This window comes from Micromonospora sp. NPDC005194, assembly GCF_040608335.1.
Lineage (GTDB): Bacteria > Actinomycetota > Actinomycetes > Mycobacteriales > Micromonosporaceae > Micromonospora.
This window is the reverse complement of the sequence record NZ_JBEXIA010000034.1, coordinates 20,216-42,360: the sequence shown is the minus strand read 5'-3', so window position 1 is coordinate 42,360 and position 22,145 is coordinate 20,216. Positions and strand designations below refer to the sequence as shown.

Annotated in this window: 24 protein-coding genes and 1 pseudogene; 7 read left to right on the top strand and 18 right to left on the bottom strand. The window is 73.3% G+C overall.

Going from position 1 to position 22,145, the window contains the following annotated elements; all coding sequences use genetic code 11:
* The 8 genes from ABZU53_RS24895 to ABZU53_RS24860 all read right to left on the bottom strand — a co-directional run bounded on the left by ABZU53_RS24895 (position 1) and on the right by ABZU53_RS24860 (position 7,158).
* Positions 1 to 930, bottom strand: coding sequence for a phytanoyl-CoA dioxygenase family protein (locus tag ABZU53_RS24895; RefSeq protein ID WP_355067792.1), 930 nt, complete (start codon positions 928 to 930; stop codon positions 1 to 3).
* The gene (gene hppD, locus ABZU53_RS24890) at positions 927 to 2,018 is read right to left on the bottom strand and encodes a 4-hydroxyphenylpyruvate dioxygenase (protein ID WP_355067790.1); all 1,092 of its coding nucleotides are present in this window, start codon (positions 2,016 to 2,018) and stop codon (positions 927 to 929) included. The genes ABZU53_RS24895 and hppD overlap by 4 nt, the downstream gene beginning before the upstream one ends.
* Before the next feature lie 71 nt (positions 2,019 to 2,089).
* The gene (locus ABZU53_RS24885) at positions 2,090 to 3,328 is read right to left on the bottom strand and encodes a beta-ketoacyl-[acyl-carrier-protein] synthase family protein (RefSeq protein WP_354860709.1); all 1,239 of its coding nucleotides are present in this window, start codon (positions 3,326 to 3,328) and stop codon (positions 2,090 to 2,092) included.
* A 22-nt stretch (positions 3,329 to 3,350) separates the two neighbouring features.
* Complete coding sequence (locus ABZU53_RS24880) at positions 3,351 to 4,967, bottom strand: class I adenylate-forming enzyme family protein (RefSeq protein ID WP_355067789.1); 1,617 nt, start codon at positions 4,965 to 4,967, stop codon at positions 3,351 to 3,353.
* The gene (locus ABZU53_RS24875; RefSeq protein WP_354860712.1) at positions 4,964 to 5,458 is read right to left on the bottom strand and encodes a beta-ketoacyl synthase chain length factor; all 495 of its coding nucleotides are present in this window, start codon (positions 5,456 to 5,458) and stop codon (positions 4,964 to 4,966) included. The genes ABZU53_RS24880 and ABZU53_RS24875 overlap by 4 nt, the downstream gene beginning before the upstream one ends.
* A 98-nt stretch (positions 5,459 to 5,556) precedes the next feature.
* Entirely contained in the window at positions 5,557 to 6,654 is a 1,098-nt protein-coding gene (locus ABZU53_RS24870; protein ID WP_355067787.1) for a beta-ketoacyl synthase N-terminal-like domain-containing protein, read from the bottom strand.
* Positions 6,647 to 6,892 (bottom strand): acyl carrier protein, encoded by a 246-nt coding sequence (locus ABZU53_RS24865; protein ID WP_354862636.1) that lies wholly within the window; start codon positions 6,890 to 6,892, stop codon positions 6,647 to 6,649. Before ABZU53_RS24865 ends, ABZU53_RS24870 begins: the two co-directional genes overlap by 8 nt.
* Positions 6,892 to 7,158: an acyl carrier protein gene (locus tag ABZU53_RS24860; protein WP_354862635.1), complete on the bottom strand. Its 267-nt coding sequence runs from the start codon at positions 7,156 to 7,158 to the stop codon at positions 6,892 to 6,894. The genes ABZU53_RS24865 and ABZU53_RS24860 overlap by 1 nt, the downstream gene beginning before the upstream one ends.
* A gap of 30 nt (positions 7,159 to 7,188) precedes the next feature.
* Here ABZU53_RS24860 and ABZU53_RS24855 point away from each other — a divergent pair, with 30 nt between their 5' ends.
* Positions 7,189 to 7,911, top strand: coding sequence for a 4'-phosphopantetheinyl transferase superfamily protein (locus ABZU53_RS24855; RefSeq protein WP_355067822.1), 723 nt, complete (start codon positions 7,189 to 7,191; stop codon positions 7,909 to 7,911).
* Here the strand turns inward: ABZU53_RS24855 and ABZU53_RS24850 are convergent.
* Together ABZU53_RS24850 and ABZU53_RS24845 are read right to left on the bottom strand one after the other, a co-directional pair.
* Positions 7,809 to 9,200, bottom strand: a complete 1,392-nt coding sequence (locus ABZU53_RS24850; protein ID WP_355067785.1) for a class I adenylate-forming enzyme family protein — start codon at positions 9,198 to 9,200, stop codon at positions 7,809 to 7,811. The genes ABZU53_RS24855 and ABZU53_RS24850 overlap by 103 nt on opposite strands.
* Before the next feature lie 299 nt (positions 9,201 to 9,499).
* A complete protein-coding gene (locus ABZU53_RS24845; protein WP_355067784.1) occupies positions 9,500 to 10,177 on the bottom strand; it encodes a TetR/AcrR family transcriptional regulator in 678 nt (225 codons plus the stop codon).
* Between the two features lie 73 nt (positions 10,178 to 10,250).
* On the opposite strand from ABZU53_RS24845, the gene ABZU53_RS24840 reads away from it, so the two are divergent.
* The 3 genes from ABZU53_RS24840 to ABZU53_RS24830 are packed head-to-tail and all read left to right on the top strand — an operon-like array spanning position 10,251 to position 11,521.
* The gene (locus ABZU53_RS24840; protein ID WP_355067782.1) at positions 10,251 to 10,451 is read left to right on the top strand and encodes a hypothetical protein; all 201 of its coding nucleotides are present in this window, start codon (positions 10,251 to 10,253) and stop codon (positions 10,449 to 10,451) included.
* An 18-nt stretch (positions 10,452 to 10,469) separates the two neighbouring features.
* A complete protein-coding gene (locus ABZU53_RS24835; RefSeq protein WP_355067780.1) occupies positions 10,470 to 11,129 on the top strand; it encodes a hypothetical protein in 660 nt (219 codons plus the stop codon).
* Entirely contained in the window at positions 11,126 to 11,521 is a 396-nt protein-coding gene (locus tag ABZU53_RS24830; RefSeq protein ID WP_355067779.1) for a DoxX family protein, read from the top strand. The genes ABZU53_RS24835 and ABZU53_RS24830 overlap by 4 nt, the downstream gene beginning before the upstream one ends.
* A gap of 158 nt (positions 11,522 to 11,679) precedes the next feature.
* Here ABZU53_RS24830 and ABZU53_RS24825 read toward each other — a convergent pair whose 3' ends face one another.
* Genes ABZU53_RS24825 through ABZU53_RS24790 form a run of 8 tightly spaced genes read right to left on the bottom strand, consistent with a single transcriptional unit; the run spans position 11,680 to position 19,599 of the window.
* Entirely contained in the window at positions 11,680 to 12,930 is a 1,251-nt protein-coding gene (locus ABZU53_RS24825) for a beta-ketoacyl synthase N-terminal-like domain-containing protein (RefSeq protein ID WP_355067777.1), read from the bottom strand.
* The gene (locus ABZU53_RS24820; protein ID WP_355067775.1) at positions 12,927 to 14,201 is read right to left on the bottom strand and encodes a beta-ketoacyl-[acyl-carrier-protein] synthase family protein; all 1,275 of its coding nucleotides are present in this window, start codon (positions 14,199 to 14,201) and stop codon (positions 12,927 to 12,929) included. Before ABZU53_RS24820 ends, ABZU53_RS24825 begins: the two co-directional genes overlap by 4 nt.
* Positions 14,198 to 14,602 (bottom strand): cupin domain-containing protein, encoded by a 405-nt coding sequence (locus ABZU53_RS24815; protein ID WP_354862623.1) that lies wholly within the window; start codon positions 14,600 to 14,602, stop codon positions 14,198 to 14,200. The genes ABZU53_RS24820 and ABZU53_RS24815 overlap by 4 nt, the downstream gene beginning before the upstream one ends.
* Positions 14,595 to 15,377 carry an SRPBCC family protein gene (locus ABZU53_RS24810; protein ID WP_355067773.1) on the bottom strand — a complete coding sequence of 261 codons (783 nt, stop codon included), beginning with the start codon at positions 15,375 to 15,377 and terminating at the stop codon, positions 14,595 to 14,597. The genes ABZU53_RS24815 and ABZU53_RS24810 overlap by 8 nt, the downstream gene beginning before the upstream one ends.
* Positions 15,374 to 16,816 (bottom strand): acetyl-CoA carboxylase biotin carboxylase subunit, encoded by a 1,443-nt coding sequence (locus tag ABZU53_RS24805; protein ID WP_355067771.1) that lies wholly within the window; start codon positions 16,814 to 16,816, stop codon positions 15,374 to 15,376. Before ABZU53_RS24805 ends, ABZU53_RS24810 begins: the two co-directional genes overlap by 4 nt.
* Positions 16,817 to 16,835: 19 nt before the next feature.
* Positions 16,836 to 17,498: a biotin/lipoyl-containing protein gene (locus ABZU53_RS24800; protein ID WP_355067769.1), complete on the bottom strand. Its 663-nt coding sequence runs from the start codon at positions 17,496 to 17,498 to the stop codon at positions 16,836 to 16,838.
* Positions 17,495 to 19,264: an acetyl-CoA carboxylase carboxyltransferase subunit alpha gene (locus ABZU53_RS24795; protein ID WP_355067767.1), complete on the bottom strand. Its 1,770-nt coding sequence runs from the start codon at positions 19,262 to 19,264 to the stop codon at positions 17,495 to 17,497. Before ABZU53_RS24795 ends, ABZU53_RS24800 begins: the two co-directional genes overlap by 4 nt.
* A complete protein-coding gene (locus ABZU53_RS24790) occupies positions 19,261 to 19,599 on the bottom strand; it encodes a TcmI family type II polyketide cyclase (protein WP_354862797.1) in 339 nt (112 codons plus the stop codon). The genes ABZU53_RS24795 and ABZU53_RS24790 overlap by 4 nt, the downstream gene beginning before the upstream one ends.
* Before the next feature lie 446 nt (positions 19,600 to 20,045).
* On the opposite strand from ABZU53_RS24790, the gene ABZU53_RS24785 reads away from it, so the two are divergent.
* From ABZU53_RS24785 to ABZU53_RS24775, 3 genes and pseudogenes are all read left to right on the top strand, one after another.
* Positions 20,046 to 20,849: a BTAD domain-containing putative transcriptional regulator gene (locus ABZU53_RS24785; RefSeq protein ID WP_354862796.1), complete on the top strand. Its 804-nt coding sequence runs from the start codon at positions 20,046 to 20,048 to the stop codon at positions 20,847 to 20,849.
* A gap of 102 nt (positions 20,850 to 20,951) precedes the next feature.
* Positions 20,952 to 21,299: a TcmI family type II polyketide cyclase gene (locus tag ABZU53_RS24780; protein ID WP_354862794.1), complete on the top strand. Its 348-nt coding sequence runs from the start codon at positions 20,952 to 20,954 to the stop codon at positions 21,297 to 21,299.
* A 25-nt stretch (positions 21,300 to 21,324) separates the two neighbouring features.
* Positions 21,325 to 21,965, top strand: a pseudogene (locus ABZU53_RS24775) (NAD(P)-binding protein); the annotation flags it as partial.
* Between the last annotated feature and the right edge of the window lie 180 nt (positions 21,966 to 22,145).

Sequence of the window (22,145 nt, the reverse complement as noted above, 5' to 3'; positions counted from 1 at the left end):
TCAGCCTCCCTGCTGGGCGCGGTGGCGCCAGATGACCGGGCAGTAGTCGGGGTCCGCGTAGTCCGGCCGCCCGTCGTGGGTGCGGCGGACCAGCACGTCGTGGTTGTACGCGGCGAGCGAGCCGTCGGAGAGCGGGTACGCCCGCCAGGCGTTGTCGCCGTCCTGCAGGTGCAGCGAGATCGCCTGTCGGGGGCGACCGCTGACGTTGGGGCCGCTGCCGTGGTAGGTGCGGCAGTGGTGGAAGCTCACGTGTCCCTTGGGGATCACCATCGGGATCTTGCGGATCTCGGCGCCGTTGTGTGCGGCGTTCTCGGCCAGCATCTCCTCCAGCTGGCTGCGGTCGCGGTCGGCGAAGTGCCGCACGACTGTGTCGTCGGCGCCGATCTCGGACCACCGGTGCGAGCCGTCGACCATGGTGATGGTGCCCATCTCCTGGCCGCAGTCGTGAAAGGGGATGAACGCGGTGAGCATCTTCTCCGACGACGACGACGCCCAGTAGTGCTTGTCGAAGTGCCAGGGCACGATGTTGCTCGGCTCGCCGGAGATCGGCGGCTTGTAGATCAGCGTGGACTGGAAGACGCGGATCTCGTCGGCCTCGGCGAGCCGGGCGGCGACCGCGCCGATCAGCGGTTTACGCAGGATCGCGCCGAGGCCGTCGTGCTCGTGGTGGACGTAGTCGTTGTGCCGCTGCACCGGCCCTTTCGCGGGCTCCCAGTAGGCGAGCTTCGGTGGACGCACCGGCAGCCGCCGGTCGCGTTCGCCGTCGTAGTAGCGCTGTGCGGCGGCGGCGAGCGCGTCCACCTCGTCGTCGGTGAACAGCTTCTTCGACAGGTACCAGCCGTGCTCGGCGTAGTGCCGCACGTCGTCGTCGGAGGGCAGCAGCGCCCTCTCCTGGGCGGTCAGCGTCGGTTCGTACTCGGTCGCGGTCATGCCCCCACCCCCTGTGGTGTGGCCGCCGCGGCGGCCAGTTCCCGCTCCTTGGCCTCGTACAGCGCCTTGATGTTGCCGCTGCCGAAACCGCTCGCGCCCCGCCGCTCGATCAGCTCCAGGAACAGCGTGCGGCGCACGTGCATCGACTCGGCGAAGATCTGCAACAGCTGCCCGCCGTGATCGGAGTCGACCAGCACTCCCAGCTCGCGCAGTCGTTCCAGCGGGGCGTCCACCCGACCGACCCGCGCCTCCAGGGCGTCGTAGTAGCTGGCGGGGGTGCCGGCGAAGCGGACCCCGCGCCGGCCCAGCGACTCCACGGCGGCGACGATGTCGTCGGTACGCAGCCCCAGGTGCTGTACTCCCCCACCGGCGTGCTGGTCGAGGAACGCGTCGATCTGCCCCGGCCGGCGGGCCCGGTCGGGCTCCAGCAGCACCACGGTGACCTGCCCGGACGGGCTCTGCACCACCTTGGAGTTCATCCCCTGCCCGTCGACCTCGATGTGCTCCTCGAAGATCTGCGCGAAGTCGAACAGCCCCTCGAAGTGCCGGACCGTCTCGTCCAGCTCGCCGGACGGCACGCAGACCGCCAGGTGGTCGACCTCGGCGAGGACCGGCTTCCCCTTCTCCGCCGTGAACGGCGTCGGCGTGATCACGCCGGGCAGGAAGTCGGCCCGGCTCCCCCGGCGCTGCACCAGGCGGTGCCGCACGTCGGCGAAGCCCGCCACCTCGGCGGTCACCACCTCGGCGTCCGCGCCGGTCAGCGTGGTAGGTGGCGTCACGCCGGTCGCGCCCCGGCCCACCAGCTCGGCGTACGCCTCGACGACGTCGTCGACCTCGACCGCGACGACCGCGATGCCGTCGCCGTGGCGCTGCACGTACCGGGCCGCCGGATGCTCGGCGCTCAGCCCGGAGGTGAGCAGCAGGCGGATGTCGCCGTGGCAGAGCAGCAGTGAGCGCTGCCCGGTCAGGCCGGTCTCCGGGCCACCCTGGCCGCAGATCTGAAAACCGACGGCGGTGCTGAAGTAGAAGGCCGCCTGCCGGGCGTCACCTACGTAGAGTTCGATGTGGTCGATCCCACGGATGTCCATGTTTCAGTGCCCTTCCCCATGCTTCCCCCGTGTTGCCGTCCGGACGCCCCCCGTCCGGGATGCCGCGTCGCTCACCTCCTCGGCTCGGCGACCCGCGCGAGCAGCAGGCTCACGTTCTGGCCGCCGAACCCGAACGAGTTGGTCAGCGCGTACTCCGGGTCGGCCTTGCGGGGGGTGCCACGGATGTGGTCCGCCGGGCAGGCCGGGTCCGGGTCGTCGAGGTGGTACGTCGGTGGCAGCAGCCCCCGACCGAGCGCCAGCGCGGTCGCCGCGGCCTCCAGCACCCCGGAGGCGCCGAGCAGGTGGCCGGTGAGCGCCTTGGTGGAGCTGACCGGCACGCCGCCGTCGCCGAAGACGTCCGCGAGGGCGGTGGCCTCGGCGATGTCGCCGAGCTTCGTGCCGGTGCCGTGCGCGTTGACGTAGCCGACCGCGGCAGCGGGCACGCCCGAGCTGCGCAGCGCGCCGCGGATGCACGCGGCCGCGCCGGCGCCGTCGGGGCGCGGGGCGGTCGGGTGGTACGCGTCGGTGGTCGCGCCGTAGCCGGCCACCTCGGCGTACCCGGTGGCGCCGCGTGCGGCGGCGTGCTCGGCACGTTCGAGCACCAGCAGCGCCGCGCCCTCGGCCAGCACGAACCCGGAGCGGGACGTGTCGAACGGCCGGCTCGCCCGGGACGGGTCGTCCCCGGCGCGGGCCAGCGCCCGCGCGTTGCCGAAGGTGTCGGCGAAGGTGGGGAAGAGCGGCGCCTCGCTGGCCCCGCAGACCACCACGTCGGCCTCCCCCGCCCGGATCAACCGGACCGCGTCGGCGACCGCCTGCGCGCCGGACGCGCAGGCCGTGCCGACCGACGAGCTGTAGCCCCGGATACCGTGCGCGATGGCGATCCGCGCCGCCGGCATGTTCGGCAGGATGCCGGTGAGCAGGTACGGGCTGACCGCCGCGCGGCCCCGGGCGGCGCGGGCGAGCACCTGGGTCTCCAGGGTGGCCATCCCGCCGACCCCGCCGACGATCACGCCGATCCGGGACTCATCGACGTCGCGGCCCACCTCGATGCCGGCGTCGGCGAGCGCGTCGGCGGCGGCGAGCAGGGCGAGCACCACGATCCGGTCCAGCACGCGGCTCTCCGGCCCGGACACGACGCTGCGCGGGTCGATGTCCGGCAGCAGACCGGCGACGTCCAGCGACTCGCGCGCCGGATGCCCGTCGGGCGGCCGAGTCAGCCCGGAACGGCCGGTGGTCAGCGCGTCGAAGGTCTCCTCGGCGCCCCGCCCGACCGGGGTGAACAGGCCCATCCCGGTGATCAAGGCCGTCACGACGGCGCTCCGGATCGCCCGCTCACGACGACGCCTCGCTCAGGTAGCGCTCGCGCAGGGCCACCTTGCGGACCTTGCCGGTCACGGTGACCGGGATGTCGTCCGAGCGCACCGGCACCACCCGGCGCAGCGTGGCGCCGACGTCCGCGCCGAGCGCGGCGCGGACCCGTTCGGTGCGGTCCTCGGCCTCGTCGGCCCCGGCCGCCAACTCCAGCAGCACGTCGGTGGCCACACCGCCGGCCTCTGCGACGATCACCACAGTGCAGTCGGTGACGTCCGGGCAGGTGGCGAGGATCTTCTCCTCGGACAGGGCGGTGAAGAACCGCCGGCCGTCTCCGGCGTCGACCGAGTCGACGGCCCGGTCCAGGTGGTAGTAGCGGCCGTCGGCGTCGGCCCGGACCAGGTCACCGGTGAGGTACCAGCCGCGCTGGCGGAACCGGTAGGTGGTGACCGAGTCGTTCCAGTAGCCCCGGAACAGCGACGGCGAGTCGACGCCCAGGAAACCCACCTCGCCGACCGGCACCGGCTCGCCCTCGGCGTCGAGCACCGCGACCCGGGCGAACTCGTACGGCCGGCCGATGCAGCGGCCGTACCGGTCGGTGTCGGCGCGGTGGGTGACGTGGAACATGGAGTGCCCCATCTCGCTGGAGCCCAGCCCGTCGATGAAGACCGAGCCGGGCACCCGGGCCACGCCGTCGCGGGTGACGGTGTCCCGCCAGCCGGTCGCGACCAGCCGGCGGATGTGCGGCTCGTGCGAGCAGTCGCCGGTGTTGAACCACAGCCGCACCGAGTCCAGGTCGTACCCGGACAGGTCGAAGCGGGCCAGCTCGGCCCAGGTGACCGAGAAACCGAACACCCCGTCGGGGCGCCAGCGCTGGATGGCGTCGAGCACCCGCTCGCCGCCCTGCTCGGACAGGAGGAACATCTCCGCGCGGTTGCCCAGCGCCTGGTTGACCATCAGCACGGTGGCGGTGTGCGGTGCGGGCAGCGCGTTGAGGATCCGGCGGGTGCCCTGCGCCTGCGGCATGGTGAGCAGGTGCCGGGTGGCGGCGAAGAGGCTGGCGTGCGAGTGCAGCACCGCCTTGGGCACCCCGGTCGTCCCGGAGGTGTGGGTGATCACGATCGGGTCGTCGGGGTGGTGCCGGTAGTGCGCCGGGGCCGCGGCCGGGTCGCCCGCGCCTGCCTGCGCGGGCGTGCCCAGCAGCGGTACGCCCAGGTCGTGTCCGGCCAGCAGCGCGGTGTGCGCGTCGTCGGCGAGCACACCGACGCCGCGTAGCCGGCGGATGTACTCGGCGGCGATCTCCGGGCGGAGCTTGCCGTTCATCAGCGCCGGGATCGCCCCGAGCCGGGCCAGTGCCAGGAAGCTCAGCACCATGTCGGCGGCGGCGGTGGCCCAGACGGCGACCGGGTCGCGGGGGCGTACCCCGCGCTCGTGCAGCCAGGCGGCGCGGGCGGCGACCCGCTCGTCGAGCTGGCCCAGCGTGAGCGGCGCCTGCGCCGGGTGCCCGTCGACGGCGGTGTCGAAGGTCAGGCCGGGCCCGTCCGTGTCGGCGCCGTGCGCCAGCACCCGGGCCAGCATGTTGCCCGCGCCCAGCTCGGTGTCGGCGGCCAACGCGCCGCGCAGTCCCGGTGTCCTCATGGTCGTGCTCCTCCCCCCAGCAGCACCGCGACCGCCTCGGTGGACGTGTCGGGCGCCTGTTCGATCAGGACCAGCAATACCTCGTCGGCGTCGCCGTCGTCGCGCAGCAGGGTCGCCTCGGCGGTGCCGTCGGCGTACGGGTCGCCGGTCGGGCTGAGGCAGACCACCGGGCCGCGCAGCCCCCAGCGGGCCGCGAGGTGCCCGGCGACGCTGTTGGGCACGGACTGGTAGAAGAACAGCGGGCCGACCCGTCCGCCGGCCTCGACCGTGGCCCGCACGTGCTCCGCGCTGGCCCGGTCGCCGCTGGCGGTGACCAGCACGATCGCCGTCCGCGTCCCGGTGGGCACCGGCCCCGTCCCGTACCGTCGGCGCAGGCACCGCTCGGCAACGGCCACCACCACCGGCGCGAACCCCGAGAACACGAACCCCGGAACTCCCGGCACGTCCCCGTCCCCGTCCTCGGGCCAGCGAGCCCGGGCGAGCTCCCGCACCCCCGCCTGCCGCGATCGTGCGATTTCGGTAGTCGTTTCGCGTGCTTCCTGGGATTCGTCGGGACGGAAGGTGCACGATCGCGGGGAGGTCGGGGTGGTCACGGGGTGCCGACCAGGAGGGCGGTGTTGGCGCCACCGAAGGCGGCGTTGAGGGTCAGGGCGTGGGTCGCGGCTGTCCTGCGTGGACGGTCCGTGATGACATCCAGGGGGCACGCCTCGTCCGGGCCGCGCCAGCCGGCGTTGACGGGCAGTTCGCCGTGGCGCAGCGCCAGCGCGGTGACCACCAGTTCGAGCAGCCCGGACGCCTCCAACGCGTGCCCGTGCAGCGCCTTGGTGGAGCTGACCGGCACCTGCCCGGCGTACCCGTCGAGGGCCTGGCGCAGCGCTGCCGCCTCGGCGGCGTCGCTCTGCGCGGTGCCGGTGGCGTTGGCGTTGACGTAGCCGACGGCCTGCGGTGGCAGCCCGGCCCGGCGCAGCGCGGCGCGTACCGCGTGCGCCAGCCCGGTGCCGGACGGGTCCGGCTGGCAGGGGTGGAACGCGTCCCCGGCCCGCCCCCAACCGACCACGGTGGCCACCGGCTCACCGTCGCGTCGACGGGCCACCGCGCTGGACTCGAGCACCACTGCGGCAACCCCGTCCCCGAGCAGCAACCCACGTCGGCCGGCGCTGAACGGGCGTACCGCCCCGTCGTCGGAGAGAGCCCGGCCGGCGTCGAAGAGCGCGAACTGGTCCGGTTCGACGAGGTAGCCGGCGGCCACGACCGCCCGGTCCAGGTCGCCCCGGGCGATCAGCGTGGCGGCGTCGGCCACCGCCGTGCTCGCCGACACGCAGGCGCTGGTGTAGACGCGGGTCGGACCGGACAGTCCGCCGCCCTCGGCGAGCCGAGCCGCCAGCGCGGACGGGCCGGGCGGGCCGCCGTGCACGGCGAGCAGCAACGCGCACCCCGCCCGCCGTACGCCGGTCAGGCCGGCCGCCGCGCAGGCCGCGTCGATCGCCGCGGCCAGCTCGTCGGCGAGGGTGCCGACGTCGGGCAGGGTGGCGGCCACGGCGACCCGGCGGGCAGTGGTGTCGAAGCGGCGTACCGGGCCGAACGCCGGCTCGCCGGCCAGGACGCCGGCGAGCTGCGCGTCGGCGCCCCGACCGAGGGCGCTGACCGCGTGCACACCGGTGAGCTGGGCGACGGGTGGCTCAGCCATCTGCGGTAGCGGCCAGCGACGCCCGGAAGACCACCAGGGCGTCGTCGACGGTACGGATGCCGGCCAGGTCGTCGTCGGTGAGGTCGAGCCGACGCTCGTAGCGCTGCTCGATGAGGTGCACGAGCCAGGCGAGTTCCATCGAGCCGATCCGGTCGGGGACCTCGGCGGCGGGTTTCGCGGTGAGTTCGGCGAGCATGGTCAGCAGGTCAGCTCGCCCCAGGTCGGGCTGACCGGACATCAGGCGTTGTCGCTCGTCGCCTCGGCGACACGGTCGGCGACCATGGTGGTGAACTCGCCGACCGTCATGAGGGCCAGCTTCTCCGACTCGTCGTCGGCGAACGTCACGCCGTAGCGGTCCTCGACGCGGACGGACAGGTCGGCCAGGGCCAGCGACTCCAGGTCGACGCCGGACGGGCCGAGCGTGGTGTCGTCGTCGAGCCCCTCGACGTCGTAGTTCATGTCGGCGAGCTGCTCGACGACGAAGGCACGGACCTCGGCTCTCATGGATACCCTCTCTGCGTGGGCCAACTGACGGTGTCCGATCGGGACACCGCGTACGTGTGGGTCGGTCGGGACACCGGCGGTCGGCCGGGTCCCGCCGTGCGGTTGCTGCGGCGGGCGGGCGCGGCGCTGCTCGGCCGCGCCGAGGCGGAGGTGGTGCTGGCACACGGCCCCGCCGGCAACCCGGTCGTACGGGTCGCCGCTCTGGCGGACCCGGGGCCCGTCGAGCTGCCGGTCAGCGTCAGCCGGGCCGGTCAGGTCGTGGTGGTCGCCGCCCGTGCGGCCGGCCCGGTCGGCGTGGACGTGGAGGAGATCCGTCCGCTGCCCGCGCTCGCGCTGGCCCGCCGCTGGTTCACGCCGGCCGAGCTGGCCTGGCTGGCCACTCGACCCGAGGCCGGCCGGGCGGCGGAGTTCCTGCGGCTGTGGACCGCCAAGGAGGCGGTCGGCAAGGCGCTCGGCCTGGGGCTGCGCGCCGGCGGACTGCTCCGGGAGATGCCCCCACCGGTCGGGCCCGGGCTGCCGCTGCGGCCGGTGCCCGGCGGCGAACCCCTGCGGGTCGGTCATCCGGAACTGGGTGGCGGTCTCGTCCTGGCCGTCGCGGTACGCGCCGAGGCGGGCGTCGACGTCGACGTCGAGGTGGTGCAGCGGGCCGGTCACGACGTCGCCGACCGCAGCGCGCCGGTCGAACGGACCAGCTTGCCGGTGGTGGTGCGGGGCAACGCGTCGAGCAGACGCAGCACCCGGGGCCGCTTGTAGCCGGCCAACCGCTCGGCGAGGAGCTTGTCCAGCATCTCCTCCGACAGCGGGCCGTCCGGCTGGACGTACGCGGTGATGCCGTCGTCCCACACCACCACGGCGGCGGCCACGCCGGGCAGCTCGGCGACGGTGGCCTCAACCTCGGTGAGGTCGACCTTCATTCCGCCCACCGAGACCTGCGAGTCGAGCCGGCCGCGCACGGTGACCAGGCCGGATTCGGCGTCGACGATGCCGGCGTCGCGGGTGTGCAGCCAACCGTCGGCCCAGCGGGTCGGGTCGCTCAGCCCGACGTACGGCGACGCCGGGCAGGACACCCGCAACTCGCCGTCGGTCTCGCGGACCTCGATGCCGGGCGCCGGGGCGATCGACGGCCGGTGCGCTCCGTGCAGGTCGGTGCCGATCACCCCGACCTCGGTCATCCCGTACATGTTGCCCAGCGGCACCCCGTACCGGTCGGTGAACGCCTGGGCCACGGCGGCCGGCACGAGTTCGCCGCCGGTGGTCATCCGCCGCAACTGCGGCAGGGGCCCGGACGGCCGCGTGGAGGCGAGTAGACCGATGTGGAACGGCACACCCAGCACGGTGGCCGGTGTCGGGTCGGCGGCGATCGCGGCCAGCACGGCGTCACCGCTGAGCCGCTGTGGCGGCACCAGCTCGACCCCGGCGTGCAGGCCGTAGAGCAGGCCGCCGACGAGCCCGAGCACGTGCACCATGGAGGGCAGCAGGATGATGCGCTCGCCGGGCAGCGGTACGCCGTCGATGCGGGTGTAGCGGCCCACCTCGGCGACCAGGTCGGTGGCCGTACGGCCGATCACCTTGGACGGTCCGGTGGAGCCGGAGCTGAGCTGGATCACGGCGTGCCCGCTGACCGCCGGCCGGTCGGCGTAGCGGGTGATGCTCTCGGTGACGTCGACGAAGACCTTCAGCGCGCCGCCGGAGGTCCGCAGCGGCGCGATCACCACCTGCGGAGTGAGCCGGGCCAGCGCCCGATCCACCTCGTGGTCGGTCAGCCGGTGGTCGAGCAGGATCGCCTGTGCGCCAGTGCGCCAGGTGGCCAGCAGGTTCACCACGTACGCCAGCGACGGCGGCAGTCGTAGCGCGGCGGCGCCACCGGGGCGCAGGCCGGCAGCGATGAGCAGGTCCTGCGCGGCGGTCACCAGCCGGTGCAGGGTGACCCGGTCGATCGATTCCGGCAGGCGGAGACAAACATCGGTCGGATGGCCGGAGAACAGGATGTCGTCCACCCATCCGGGGTCTTCAGCCGTAAGGTTTCCTGTCGATTGATCCATCGCCCTCGCCGTTCAACCCGCAGCACAAATTAGGGCATAGCAACCGTTTGTGAACAACTTTCGGGGTGCTGACGGAACCCTACGACAGCCGCGCGGAGCATCGCTAGATGCAAATGGCTAGATCAAACAGAGCGCCCGGACCGATTGCCACATACCGGTGCCCACCGTCACTCGGACCGCCATCACGGCCCAACGTGCATGATCGACTCGGGTTCCGTGAAGCCGGGTTAGCGGATTCCGCGTTCTCCGGGAACCCGAGCCGATGTGGGAACGCAGTCGGTGAGTGTGGACGAGCTCGGTCAGTCGTTGGCCCCAGGTGCGGTCGACGTGTCCGCCGGCGCAGGAAGCAGTTGGCCGATGAGGATTTCCGTCAGCCATTGTTCGTACCGCTGCGGAGACCAGCCTCGGTCGCTGACGAGCAGGCGGTAGACCTCCGGGGACGTGAGCGCGTTGATGATGTCGTCGGCGTCGCGTTCGCGCAGCGTCGGCCGTAGGGCGCCGGTGCGCGCGAGGGATCGCGCGAACTGCGCGTGGCCGTGTTGCCTCTGCCGCGTCAACTCGGCGAGCAGTGCCGCGGCATCGGGATCGGTGCCAGCCGCACTGACCAGAATCCGGTGAACAGGCTCGGCCCTGGACATGATGCCGCAGGCGAGGCCGGCCAAACCTGACAGCTGGCTCCTGGGGTCGCGGTCGGCGAGAAGCGCACGGACCATGGGCCGGTCGGGCAACGCTACGGCCCGGTCGTCACCGGCTATCGAGATGTCGAGCAGTGCCTTGAGGATCCCGAGCTTGGAAGAGAACAACCGGTACACCGTCGCGGGCGGTACGTCCGACACCTTGCTGATCGTTTCGATCGTCGTTGCGGCGTAGCCGCGCTCAAGGAACAGGTCCCGCGCGGCCGCGACGACCGCGGCGCGGGCCAGGCGGGTCCGCGCCTGACCGTCGCGGGACCCTTGTCCGCTGACCCTGGTCGCCACATGATCGAGACTACCACTCTCATTTCAAGAGTAGTACTCTTGAAATGAGAGTTCTACTCCACAGGAGACACACATGGCGAGCACCGCGACCCTCGGCCCGGCGCGGACGCTGCGCCCGGTCGAGCGGGTTCATCTCGCCCGCCTCGCGCCGGCCCGGGGTGATCGGGCGGGATCGCTGAGCGGCGGATCACCGGACCGTCGTGGTCAATACCAATCGGACCAGTCCCGGCCGTTTCAGGCCATGCCCGCCGTCGCGTCGGCAGAGGTGGATTGACGTCAGAGGAGGCCAGCAATGGCACCGTACCTGCCCCCGATCGACAAGCCGCGGGGCCCGATCATGAAGATGGTGTATGCCGTCAGCCGCCGCCAGTTCGGCAAGGTGATGACCCCGATCAAGGTGCTGCCCCCTCGCATGCCACTCGCGTTCGGGTCCTTCTACGGCAAGCTACCGAGACTGGACCGGAAACTCCGGCTTGCGTCGCAGACCGCGCTGCTCATCCGCGAGCAGGTGGCGAGTACCAACATGTGCATGTTCTGCATGGACGCGGCCAGGTGGTACGTCATGACCAAGACGCCCGACGACCTGGCGCGGCTGGACGCGCTGCCGGAGTACCAGACCAGCCCGCTGTTCACCGATGCCCAGCGCGCGGCCCTGGACTACGCAACCGAGCTCACCCGCGACAAGAAGGTCGAGCCCACCACGTTCGCCCGGCTCACCCGCCACTACACCGAGCGCGAGGTCTGCGACATCGTCTGGCTGGTGGCCAGCGAGCACCTGAACAACATGACCAACATCGGCCTGGGCATCGGATCAGACGGCTTCTGCGAGCTGGCCCAGCGGGCCGGGACGAAGGGCCGGGACCGCGCCCTGCCGGCCCCGCCGTCAGACGTGGCCCGCCACCGGACCGACGACGACGCTGCCGCCGGCACTGCCCGGGAGCAGCAGTCATGACCACGGCACCCACCACCGCCGCCCGAGGTCTTGGCCGGGCCAGTACCTACTGGGTCACCACCGCAGCCGTCGTCGCTGAATGCGCCATCGGCGGCACGATGGACCTGCTCCACATGCCGCCGTTCTACCCGGCGATGATCGACCTCGGGTATCCCAGCTACCTGGCCACCATCCTGGGAACCGCGAAGCTCATCGCCGGGGTGGTGGTGCTCGCGCCCCGCCTGTCACGGCTGAAGGAATGGGCCTACGCCGGCATCCTGATCAACATGATCGGTGCGGCCGCCTCAAACGTCGCCACGCGTCAATCGGCCACCGCTCTCATCCCACCTGCCATGGTCGCCGGGCTGGCGCTGCTGTCCTGGACGCTGCGCCCACCAACCCGACGGCTCTAGTACGGCATCCGTGTGCTCCTCGGATCGACTCGAGGTCGCCGATGTGGGGGCATCCGGACGCTCGGATACCCCCACAGCGCCGATCTGGAGTGGATCACCGCCGCTGGATGGGGTCTACCGGGCCCGGACCAGGAAGACCACGCGGGCCCGCTGCTCGCTCATGGCGTCTCTCCCCTCGCCGGCGCGGCCCCCCGCAGGACCAGCGCGCTGTTGAACCCGTCGAAGCCCCGCGCGCAGACCAGCGCGAGCCGACTGCGCGGCCGGCGATGCTCGCGCAGGAAGTCCAGCTCGCACCCGTCGGCCACCTCGTCCGGGGCTGCGGACGCGGGCAGCGTGTCGTGCGCGAACGCGAGCAGCGCGGTGGCCACGTCCAGCGCCGAACCGCCCTGGTGTGCCCGGCCGGTCAACGGCTTCTGGGTGGTGACCGGGGGCGGCCGATCGGCGAACACGGCGCGCAACGCCTCGGCCTCGCTGCGGTCGTAGCGGAGCACACCGAGAGCGTCCGGCAGCACCACGTCGATCCCGGCCGCCGCGACACCCGCCCGGTCCAGGGCCAACCGCATCGCGCGGGCGTACTGGCCCGGATCGCCGGCGCTGTCGGCCGTGGTGTGCGCGGCGTCGTGGGTGGCGCCCCAGCCGCTCACCTCGCCGTAGATCCGGGCGCCCCGCGACAGGGCGTGCCCCAGCTCCTCCACCACGAACACCGCGCCGCCCTCGGCCGGCAGGTAGCCGCTGGCCGCCGCGTCGAACGGCCGGTACGCCCGCTCCGGGTCGGCGACGTCGCTGAGCAGCCCGGAGCGCAGCTGGCAGGCCAGCGCGTACGGACTCAGTGGACACTCGGTCGCCCCGGCGATCACCACGGGCGTGCCCCGGCGTACGGCGCGGGCGGCGTGCGCGAGGCTGTCCAGCCCGCCGGCCGTCTCCGCGACCAGCACCCCGCTCGGCCCCTTGAACTGGTGGTGGATGGAGAGCTGCCCGACGCTGGCCGCGTAGAACCAGGCGATCGACTGGTACGCGCCGACGGTGCGCGACGTCCCGCCCCACAACCGCTGCAGCTCCCGCTGGCCGAACAGGTTGCCCCCGGACGAGCTGGCCAGGGCCACCGCGTAGCCGTACGGGTCGGGTGCCCGCTCGGGCAGGCCGGCGTCGGTAAGCGCCAGCCGGGTGGCGGCGAAGCCGAGGTGCGTCCACCGGTCGGTCTGCACCAGTTGCCGGCTGTCGGCGTAGGAGTCGGCAGTGAAGTCGGGGACCTCGCCGCCGAAGCGGGTCGGGTAGCCGGCCGGGTCGAACAGGGTGATCGGCCCGGTGCGCCGGGTGCCGGCCAGCACGGTGCGCCAGTGCGCGTCCACGCCGACGCCGCTCGGCGCGACCACCCCGATGCCGGTGACGACCGCCCGGGCGGCGCTCACGCCGCCACCGTCGGAGGCAGTCGACAGAACACCATCGCCGACTGGAAGCCGCCGAACCCGCTGCCCACCGACAGGGCCACGTTGACGGGCACCTCCCGCGCCTCGTTGGGTACGTAGTCCAGGTCGCACTCCGGGTCGCGGGTGCTCCAGTTGGCCGTCGGCGGCACGACGCCGAACTCGATCGCGAGGGCGCAGGCGGCCATCTCGATCGACCCGATCGCGCCGAGCGAGTGCCCCACCATCGACTTGATCGAGCTGATCGGCACCCGGTACGCGGCCTGGCCCAGCGCCCGCTTGAACGCGGCCGTCTCGTGCCGGTCGTTCTGCCGCGTCCCGGAGCCGTGGGCGCTGATGTAGGAGACCTGCTCGGGGATGATCCCGCCCTGCCGCAGCGCGTCGGTGACGGCGAGGCCCATCTCCAGCCCGTCCGGGCGCAGCCCGGTCATGTGGTAGCCGTTGCTGCGGCTGGCGTAGCCGGCGACCTCGCAGTAGATGTGGGCGCCCCGCCTGCGGGCGTGCCCCGCCTCCTCCAGCACCAGCACCGCCGCGCCCTCGGCCAGCACGAACCCGTGCCGGTCGGCGTCGAAGGGACGGGAGGCGTGCGCGGGGTCGTCGTTGTCGGGGCTGGTCGCCTTGATCGCGTCGAACGAGGCGACGGTCACCGGTGAGATCGGCGAGTCGGCCGCGCCGGCCAGCACGATGTCCGCCTCGCCGTCCACGATCAGCTGGTGGGCGTAGCCGATGGCGTCGATGCCCGACGTGCAGCCGGTGGAGACCACCTGCGCCGGGCCGTGCAGCCCGTGCCGGCAGGCCACGTCGGCGGCCAGGCTGCTGGGCACCAGCGCCTGGTAGAGGTACGGGCCGCCGAGCGCCGCGTCGACCAGCCAACGCCGGCCATGGTCGCTGACCCGCACGTACTCCTGTTCCAGGGCCATCGTGCCGCCCACGGCGGTGCCGAGCACCACCCCGGCGCGGTCCCGCTCGGCGTCGCTGAGCACCAGGCCGGCGTCGGCGATCGCCTCGGTGGAGCAGGCCAGCGCGAACTGCACGTACCGGTCGGCGCGGCTCCGTTCGGCGTCGGTGAGCCCCGCGGCGACCGGGTCGAAGTCGCACTCGGCGGCGATCTGGGAGCGGAACGGCGACGGGTCGAAGAAGCTGATCCGCCGGGTGGCCGTACGTCCCTCGGTGATGGTCTTCCAGAAGCGGTCCCGGCTGGCGCCGCCGGGAGCGACCACCCCGATGCCGGTCACCACCGTGCGACGCCCGCTCACGACCCGCCCCGTTGCTCGACCAGCTCCGTGTCGACGTGTCCCAGCTCCGGACGCGGGGCCAGCGGGCCCAGGTGGAAGACCACCTCGGCCGGCTCGGACCCGGTGTTGCGCAGCCGGTGCCGCACGTTGACCGGCACGAACAGCGCCTCCCCGGCCGCGACCTCGGTGGGCTGGTCGTCCAGGTCGACCGTGATCGCGCCACGCGCCACGTACAGGAACTCCTCGCTGTACGGGTGGTAGTGCTCGGCGATCCGCTCCCCGGGCGCGAGGGTGGCCACCCCGAGGAAGCCGGAGGTGCTGCCGACGGTGCGGGGCCCGAGCAGCACCCGCAGTTCGCCGCCGCGCCGCCGGTCGGCCGGTACGTCCGCCGCGCCGATCGGCCGGGTGCCCAGGTCACTCATCGCCGGCCCCCGTCGACTCGCCGGTGGCAACCGGGCTGTCCTGCGCGGCGCCGGCCGCCGGGCTGTTCTGCTCCTCGCGCTGCCGGGCGATCCGCTCCACCCGGTCCTTGATCACCGCGAGTTGGATGACGCTGTTGGCGTTGATCCGCTCGGTCATCCCGGCGTTGTCGACCGGCGCGGTGGGCTTCATGGCGAAGTCCTGCGTCCAGGTCATCCGGGTGCCGCCGGCCTCCTCGGTGTAGCGCCAGTGGATCCGCATGTACTCGAACGGCCCGGTCTCCACCCGGTGCGCCCGCACCTGTCGGCTGACCGGGTCGGCGGTGCGTTCGCTGACCCAGCTCCACGCCACCCCGGACTCGTCGGGGTGCATGGTGAGCCGGAACCGCACGGTGTGCCCGTCGCGGTGCAGGATCTCCACCACGGCGTACTCGGTGAACAGCTCGGTCCAGTTCGCCACGTCGTTGGTGACGTCCCAGACCAGCGCGAGCGGCGCGTCGATGACCACCGAGTTCTCGGTGTGCCCGGGCGGGTCGGTGCGCCGGGCGACCAGGTCGGCCACCGCCGGGATGCTCAGCTGCCCGGCCTGTTCGGGGATGCTCACCTGCCACCGGTCGGCGACGACCGCGGAGAGTTCCAGCAGGGCGAGCGAGTCCATGCCCAGCTCTTCAAGTGACGCGGCGGGCGCGTGGGCGGCGGCGTCGGCGTCCAGTCCGCAGTGCGCCACCAGGATGTCGGTGATCTCGGCGGTCATCGGGCGACCATGGGTGACGGTCATCGGGTCCTCCGGTTGGATACGTCGGGCTCCGCGGCGGGCGCGGCGCGGGGTGTGGGGGTGGCCGTCGGCCGCTGCCCGGGCACCGGCGGCGAAGTGGCGAGCAGGCGGTCGACCAGGCCGGTGGTGTAGCGGCCCTTGCGGAACGCGGCGTCGTCGAGCACCCGCCGGACGAACGGGATGGTCGTGTGCACGCCCGGCCCGGCGATGTCGAACTCCTCCAGGGCACGCTCCAGCCGGTTGAGCGCCAGCTCCCGGTCGGGCGCCCAGACGATCACCTTGGCCAGCAGCGAGTCGTACCAGGGGCCGACCAGGTAGCCGGCGCTGGCGTGGGTGTCCACGCGGGTGAACGGGCCGCCGGGCGGGGTGAACCGCTCCAGGCGGCCGGGCGTCGGCGCGAAGCCGCGCTCCGGGTCCTCGGTGTTGACGCGGCACTCCACGGCGACGCCGTGCAGCTGGATCTCCTCCTGCCGCCACCGCAGCGGCACCCCGGCCGCGATGTGCAGCTGCTCGTGCACCAGGTCGATCCCGGTGACCATCTCGGTGACGGGATGTTCCACCTGGATCCGACAGTTGATCTCCAGGAAGTGGAAGCGTTCCTCGGCGTCCACCAGGAACTCCAGCGTGCCCGCGCCGACGAAGCCGACCTCCAGGGCACCCCGCAGCGCGGTCTCGGCGATGGAGTCGAGCGCCGCGGCGGACAGCGCCGGAGCAGGCGCCTCCTCGATGAGTTTCTGGTGCCGGCGCTGCACCGAGCAGTCCCGGGTGCCCAGGTGCACGCCGTTGCCGTGGGAGTCGCAGAGCACCTGCACCTCGACGTGCCGGGCCTCGGTGAGGTACCGCTCGACGTACACCCGGTCGTCGCCGAAGGCGGCCTGCGCGGCGGCCCGTGTCCGCGCGTACGCCCGGGCCAGCTCGGCCGGACGGCGCACCACGGTCATCCCCCGGCCCCCGCCCCCGGCGGCGGCCTTCACGATCACCGGGTAGCCGACAGCGTCGGCGACCTCGGCCGCCGCGGCGGCGGTCGCCACCGGCGCGACGCTGCCCGCCGGCAGCGGCAGCCCGGCCCGGCTCATGAGGGCCCGGGCCGAGGACTTGTCGGCCAGCGCCGCCATCACCGCCGGCGGCGGGCCGATGAACGTCAGGCCGTTGTCCGCGCAGATCTCGGCGAAGTCGGCGTCCTCGGAGAGGAAGCCGTACCCGGGATGCACGGCCTGCGCGCCCACCTGCCGGGCCGCCTCCACGATCGCGGCGGCGTTGAGGTAGCTGCGTCGGCTCGACGCCGGCCCGATGCGGACGGCCTGGTCGGCGAGGCGCACGGCCGCCGAGTCGGCGTCGGCGGCGGAGTAGACCACCGCCGTGCGCACACCCAGCTCCCGACACGCCCGCAGCACCCGCAGCGCGATCTCACCCCGGTTGGCGATCAGCACGGTCTCGAACATGGTTCACCCATCCCCGCCGTCAGGCCGGATCCAGCTCGACCAGTGGCTGGTCGTACTCCACCGGCTGGCCGTCCTCGACGAGGATCGCGGCCACCCGCCCGGCCCGGTCGGCGGTCACCTCGTTCATCAGCTTCATCGCCTCGACGATCGCGACCGGCTGCCCGGGGCTGACCAGGTCGCCCACCGCGACGAACGGCCTCGCGCCGGGCTCCGGCGCGCGGTAGAACGTGCCGACGATCGGCGCCCGGACCGCCGCGCGCCCGGGGACCGGCGGCCGGATCAGCGCGCCCGGCGGGCCGGGCACGCCCGCGCCCGCCGACGGTGTGGCGCCGGCCGGCGGCAGTGCCCGGGGTACGTCCGGGTGCCACTGGACCTCCAGCACCGTCGTCCCGCTGCACAACCGGATCCGGCGCACCGGACCGGGGAGTTCGGCGAGCAGGTGTTGCGCCTGTCGACGCAGCCCGACCAGCACCTCCTCGCCGTCCGCGTCGGTCCTCGGGTGCCCGTCCGCCGGCTGACGTCCGTCCGGGCGGACACCGTCGCGGGCGTCGGCCGGCTCGGGGCCGCTCTGCGCCGCGCTCGGGCTCTCGGCGTCGGCGCGGCCCTCGGCGTCGGTTCGGCCGTCCACGTCGGGTCGGCCGTTCGGGCCGTCCACTGTGGAGAGCGTGGGCGCGGCGGTCATCGGGCACCCGCCCGGGCACCGGCGCGAGGGGCGCCGAACCGGCGGAACCGCTGCCGCCGCAGGCGGACCAGCATGGCGGGCGGCACGTCCAGCAGCGGCAGCAGGTTCGCCAGCAGCGCGGCGCGCAGCCGTCGGGCGGTCTCCGCGGGGTCGTCGTGGGCGGCCGTCGCCGGTTCGGGGACGATCTCGTCGACGACGCCGAGGCGACACAGGTCGGGTGCGGTCAGCCGGAGCGCGCGGGCGGCCTGCGGCGCGGCGGAGCGGTCCGGCCAGAGGATGGCGGCGCAGCCCTCCGGGCTGATCACCGAATAGACGGCGTGTTGGAGCATCAGCACCCGGTCGGCGACGGCGAGGGCCAGCGCGCCACCGCTGCCGCCCTCACCGGTGATCACCGCGAGGACGGGGGTGGGCAGGACGGTGAGGGTGAGGATGTTCTCCGCGATGGCGGCCGCCTGGCCCTGCTCCTCGGCGCTGATTCCCGGGTCGGCGCCGGGGGTGTCGACGAGAGTGACCACCGGCAGGCCGAGGCGGGCGGCGAGACGCATCAGTCGCAGCGCCTTGCGGTGCCCGGCGGGGCTGGCCATCCCGAAGTTGCGGGCGACCAGGTCGGCGGTGGTGTGTCCCTTCTGGTGGCCGATGACCATGACGTGCCGGCCGGCCAGCCGGGCGACACCGCCGACGATGGCGGGGCAGTCCCCGCCGAGCCGGTCGCCGTGCAGCTCGACGAACCCGTCGAAGACCGAGTCGAGATAGTCCAGGGTGGTGGGTCGGCCCGGGTGACGGGCCGTGCGCACGGTGTCCCACGCGTCGCGTACCGCAGGTGTCGGGCCGTCGTCGGCCGGCCGCTCCCCGACCGGGCGGTGGCCGTCGGCCTCCGCCGGCGGGACCGTCGGGGCCGCGCCGGCCAGGCTCTCGTGGTGTCGCGCCGGCTCCTGACGGGGTACGGGCGCACGCGCCGGACGGCCGGCGCGGGCCGCGGCCAGCAGCGCCGCCAGTCGACCCCGCAGCGACCGGCGTTGCACCACCATGTCCACCTGACCGTGGCGCAGCAGGAAGTCGGCGGTCTGGAAGCCCTCCGGCAGCGCCCGGCCGGTGACCTGGCGGATCACCCGTGGTCCGGCGAAACCCATCCGGGCGCCACTCTCGGCGAGCACCAGGTCGGTGTTGGTGGCGAACGACGCCGCCACCCCTCCGTAGGTCGGGTCGGTGAGCACGCTGACGGTGAGCAGACCCGCCTCGCGCAGCGCGGCGATGGCCTGGCTGACCGTGGCCATCTGCATCAGCGACAGGGCGCCCTCCTGCATCCGTGCCCCACCGGACGCGGTGACCAGGATGAGCGGCACCCGGTCGTCCAGCGCCCGCTCGGCGGTTCGGGTGATGAGCTCACCCACCGCGCAGCCGAGGCTGCCGCCGAGGAAGCGGAAGTCCATCACGGCCAGAGCGGCCGGCTGTCCGCCGATGGTGGCGGTCCCGCAGAGGACCGCCTCGGCCAGGCCCGTGCTGGCCCGCGCGGCGCTGAGCCGGTGCGGGTACGGCAGCACGTCGACGAAGTCGAGCGGGTCCGCCTCGGGCAGCCGGTCGGGCAGGAGGCGCAGGGACCCCGGGTCCACGAGCTGCCGCAGGCGTTCCGGGGCGCCGAGCCGGGTGTGCTCACCGCACTCCGGGCAGACGTCCAGGTTGCGTCGCAGCCGCTTGCGGTAGAGCAGGCTCGCACAGCCGGCGCAGCGGGACCAGAGTTGCTCCGCGTGCCCGGCGGGGGCGGTCACGAACGCCCCCCGGCGTCCGGGGCGTCGAACCGGTAGAAGCAGTGCGCCATCGCGTCGCGCGGCGAGCGCCAGGTCGGCAGGTACGGCGAGACGTACGGCCGCAGGCGGTCGCTGACCCGGACGAACTCAGGGTGACCACGGGCGGCCTCCACCGCCTCCTGCGCCGGATGCTCGGTGTCGAGCAGGTGCACGTAGAGGTCGTGCAGTCGGTACAGCGAGCGGTGCCGGACGCCGACCAGGCGCGGCAGCTCGGTCGCGTCCGACTCGGCGAAGATGTCGGCGACCTGTTCCTCGGCGGTCGGTACGACCTTCGCGACGATCAGCGATCGGTCCATGGCTGGGCCTCCCCCCAACGGCGTCCGGGCCGGCCGGTGAACCTCCGGACGTGCTGGACGACTGCCGCCACGATGCGGCAGTCGTCGTCACGGCGGCGTCACCGCAGCGGACCGACCGGCAGCGCTGCACGGTGACGCTGCGTTGACGCAACCTGTGTATGAGCTATGCGTCCCATGTATGCGGCCCCGACCCGAGAGTGTGATGTTCTAGCAGTTCAGAACGGATCTCACGGTTGAGCACGGCTGAGGGAAGGCCAACATCGGCGTTGACTCACCGTGACCACTATTGATAATCTTCACGGTGGTTAACCCGGCGGCTCCGGCGGGCGGTGCCGCGCCTTCACAGCCGTGGTCGCATTCCGTCGACGGGGTCGACGGCGGCGAGGTGGCAGCCGATCCGGGACACAGCAGACAGTCGGGACGAGCGTTCCGCAGGGGGTGCCGCCGTGGCCGCTGAGCCGTCCGTGCCGACCGCCGCAGGTCCCGACGAGGCCGACCTCGCACTGCACCTGCTCGGCGGTTTCCGGCTCCTGCGCGCCACCGCGCACATCGTGGTGCCGCGCGGTCTGCAACGGGTGATCGCGCTGATCGGGCTGCGTCCCGGCGCGACCCGCAGCCAGCTGGCCGGGCTGCTCTGGCCCGACGTGTCGGAGGACCGGGCGCTGTCGTCGCTGCGTACCGCGCTGTGGCGGCTGCGGCAGGACCCGTGTTGCCCGATGGTCGTGGCCGGCGACACGGTCCGACTGGCACCGGCGGTACGGGTCGACGTGGACGACCTCGTGCAGACGGCCGCGCGCGTCCGCAACGGGGACGACCCGCGGACCACCGCCGGGGCGCTCGCCGCCGGCCGGCACGACCTGCTGCCCGGCTGGTACGACGACTGGGTGCTGCTGGACCGGGAACGGCTGCGACAACTGCGCCTGCACATGCTGGAGCAGGTGGCCGCGCAGCACCTCGCGGCGGGGCGGCACGGCGAGGCGCTGGATGCCGCGTTGGAGGCGATGGCCGCCGAGCCGCTGCGCGAGACGCCACACCGGCTGGTGGTGCGCATCCATCTCGCCGAGGGCAACGCCTTCGAGGCCGTGCACGCCTTCTACGTCTACCGTGACCTGTTGCGCCGGGAGCTACGCCTGGAGCCCAGCCCGGCGATGAGCGCCCTGCTCGACGACACGCTCGCCCCGATCCGGGCGGCCACCCGCCCGGCGGCCGTCGGCCGGGAGCCCGCCGCCCGGCCGTCATCGGCCGGGTGACGCACGTGACGGTGACGTGACACACCCTGCGGCACGGTGGGCGCAACGAGCACGTGACCACCGGCCCACGGGCCGGGATCGGCCACCGGCGGAAGGGTTCCTATGAGTCGTCTACTGATCGTCAACCGGATCATCCCGGGCGCGGAGGAGCGGGTCGCCCAGATCTTCGCCGAGTCCGACGCCACCGAACTGCCCGGTCTGACCGGCGTCACGCACCGGTCCCTGTACTGCCTGCACGACGTGTTCGTGCACCTCATCGAGACCTCGGACGTCGACCCGGGCGCCCTCGCCGCCGCCCGCAACCACCCGCTCTTCCAGCAGGTCAACGAGCGACTCGCCGCCCACACCTCGCCGTACCTGTCGACCTGGCGCTCCCCCCAGGACGCCATCGCCGACTGCTTCTACCGCTGGGACGCGGCCGACGTGGCGGCGCCCCACCCGGCCGGCTGACAGGTCCAGCGCCCCGCCGCACGTCCTGATCATCGGCGCCGGCACCGGCGGGCTGCGCCTCGCGCACGGGCTGCGTCGCGCCGGGATCAGCGTCGCCGTCTACGAACGGCACCACCACAGCGCCGAAGGGCTGCTCGGTTACCGGGTGGGCATCGGCCCCACCGGCAGCCGGGCGCTGCGCGAGTGCCTGCCGCCGAAGCTGTCGCCACGTTCCTGGCCACCTGCGCCCGGCCGCCGAGCTACTTCAACGTCGTCACCCAACGGCTGCGCCAGACCGCCTCGTGCGAGTTGCGGCCGGCCGTCGACCCGGTGCGCACCGAACACTCGGTGGCCCGGATGGTGCTGCGCCAGGTGTTGCTGACCGACCTGGGCGACGTGGTGCGTTTCGACAAGACCTTCGTCCGGTACGAGCAGCACGACGACGGCACGGTCACCGCGTACTTCGCCGACGGGACCAGCGCCACCGGCGACCTGCTGGTGGCGGCGGATGGCACACACTCGGCGGTACGCCACCAGTACCTGCCACACGCGGTCACCCGCGACGCCGGCATCATCAACATCGCCACCCGCATTCCGCTGACCGCGCAGACCCGCGACCTCGTACCCGAGCGGGTCCGCAAGGGCATCTCGCTGATCTTCGGCGTGGTGGGACAACTCGCGTTGCTCGGCGCGCGCGGCTACTTCGGAGTGACCAGTCGGGTGCCCCCGCTGCGGTGCCGCTTCGTCGACGACTTCCACACCTACGAGGGCGACGAGGACTGAGCGCGGCACCACCGACCCGGGCACGGCGACACGGCGCCGACCCGGGTCGCTGCGTGTGCGGCGGTCACCCCGGGGCCCGGCCCT